Origin of the sequence: Bradyrhizobium sp. (assembly GCF_049581145.1) — a bacterium.
Taxonomy (GTDB): Bacteria; Pseudomonadota; Alphaproteobacteria; order Rhizobiales; family Xanthobacteraceae; genus Bradyrhizobium.
The window spans coordinates 1-1914 of sequence record NZ_JBAURI010001113.1 but is presented as its reverse complement, the minus strand read 5'-3'; the positions used below and the strand labels follow the sequence as shown (position 1 = coordinate 1914).

4 protein-coding genes are annotated in these 1914 nt (G+C 63.3%); 1 reads left to right on the top strand and 3 read right to left on the bottom strand.

From position 1 onward, the window contains the following. Positions 1–279 (top strand): RidA family protein (locus WCB02_RS35810; protein WP_423966236.1); only part of this gene is annotated, 279 nt, incomplete at its 5' end. A 331-nt stretch (positions 280–610) separates the two neighbouring features. Here WCB02_RS35810 and WCB02_RS35805 read toward each other — a convergent pair. The 3 genes from WCB02_RS35805 to WCB02_RS35795 form a co-directional block, all read right to left on the bottom strand. Next, positions 611–790, bottom strand: a complete 180-nt coding sequence (locus tag WCB02_RS35805) for a hypothetical protein (RefSeq protein ID WP_423966234.1) — start codon at positions 788–790, stop codon at positions 611–613. A 12-nt stretch (positions 791–802) separates the two neighbouring features. Next, positions 803–1219, bottom strand: a complete 417-nt coding sequence (locus tag WCB02_RS35800) for a hypothetical protein (protein WP_423966232.1) — start codon at positions 1217–1219, stop codon at positions 803–805. Next, positions 1216–1914, bottom strand: a 699-nt coding sequence (locus WCB02_RS35795) for a sterol desaturase family protein (protein WP_423966230.1), incomplete at its 5' end; no start/stop codon positions are given. The genes WCB02_RS35795 and WCB02_RS35800, both read right to left, overlap by 4 nt.

The window sequence follows — 1914 nt, the reverse complement described above, 5'->3', positions numbered from 1 at the left end:
GGTCATTTGTCCGCGGGCTTGGTCGCGCAGGTGCGCCAGACCCTTGCCAACATCGCAGCGATCCTGGCGGAAGGCGATGCGCGGCCGGAGCATCTGGTGCGCCTGACCTGGTATGTCGTCGACATGGACGAATATCTGGCCAATCTGAAAGTGCTCGGCCAAATCTATCGTGAGATCTTCGGCACGCACTATCCGGCGATGGCGCTGGTGCAGGTCGTGCGGCTGGTCGAGCCCACGGCGCGCGTCGAGATCGAAGCCACCGCAGTGGTGCCGCGTTAGCAGGTCGTTTCCGAAGTTCGGATCACTGAAGCGAAGAAGCGCGTAGGATGGGTGGAGCGAAGCGATACCCATCAACGTTCGTGCCCCGATGATCGGTTTCGCGAAGCGCCCAACCCATCCTGCGCGGTTGGTTGGCTTCGCGTTTCAGCTCCTAGCTCGTAGGGTGGGCAAGGACAGCGGGTCGCGCGAATGCGCGAGCCGATGGCGTACCCACCAGCGCCGCGTCGTTGGGCGAAAATGGGGCGCTACGCTCGTCGAGCCACGCCGGACAAGTCGCTTTGCCACCGTGCCGCTTAGCCAGAAATCAACGCGCTGAGCGCAACGACGACGGTCAATCGGCCTTGCGGCGATTAACTTCGGGAAAAATCCACATCGCCACCACCATGAACGGCGCGAGCAGCAGGATGGCGATCTTCGGGCCGTACATCCCGATCGCGTCCTCGTAGACATAGCCGGCGCCGGCGACCAGCAGGACGATGATCGAGAGCGCGGCCTTGATGTGAAACGGCATCTGATGCCTCCCCTAACCGGCGGCGAAAAGCTGGAGCGGCCAAAGCTGGAGCTGCGAACAGAGGGCGACCAGCGCCGCCAGCTGGATCATCCCGAGCACGGCCAGCCCGGCGCGGCTATCGCGCCATTCGTCAGGCACGGCCTGCAAGGCAGCAGGCGCGAACAGGAAGATCAGCCCGCCCAGCACCACCACCGAAGTCCAGCGCAGCGCTTGGTGCGCGAACAGCAGTGCGGCGAGCGCAGAGAGTACGACGAGGGCAAGATTGACCACGATCAGCGCGATCGCTGGCGCGCCCGCGAGCGAAGCCGGCCGCGCGCTGAGCGGAAACAGGCCGGTGATCGTCAAGAAGCCGAGGCAGCCGACAGCAACAGCCGTGCCGAACACGAGCAGGCCAAGCCCGTTGGGCTCGATGCCGGCCAGGCTGCTCACTCCGCAGGCTGGCTTGCCACGGCGTCGAGCCGCGGCGTGCGCGAGGTCCTGCGCATGTCGGTCTTGATGTAGCGGGTCTCGGTACCGTTGAAGAGATGGCCGAGCAGGCCGCGGTTGAGGTCGGACGTGCCGAACAGCCAGTCCATGATCGGAAAGGTCAGGTTCATGTTGCGCTCCATCATGATCGATGGGTCGTGATGGGCGGCATGGTGGCGGCGGATGGTGTTGACGAACGGCGTGACGCGGACGAACCAGCCGTCCTCGACATGGCAGCAGAAATGCATGAACTCGTAGATCAGGTACATCGAGGTCGTGGTCGCGATCAGGAGCCAGCCGACATTCGCCGAGATGATGGTGCCTGCGGCGATGGCGAGCGGGATCGACATCAGCGTGAAGGTCGCCAGCGCGTAAGGCGGGAAGAACGTCACCCGCCAGTCGCGATGGTCGGCGAAGCGCATCTCCTGGTCGGTGAAGAACTGGTGATGCATCAGCGTGTGACGGTTATAGATCGCGCGGAATGCCTTGATCTGCGAGGGGCGATGCATCACGAAGCGGTGGATCCACCATTCGAAGAAATTGGCGCCGAGGAAGGTGACCGGAACGATCAGCAGCTCGGAGGCCTTCAGATCGCGCAAGTTCGCGATGTAGATATAAAGCGCGGTGAAGCCGATGGCATAGATGATGAAGACATGGAG

Excerpts from the sequence above, each read along its gene's own strand:
- WCB02_RS35805 (WP_423966234.1), bottom strand. The coding sequence starts at position 790 with ATGCCGTTTCACATCAAGGCCGCGCTCTCGATCATCGTCCTGCTGGTC.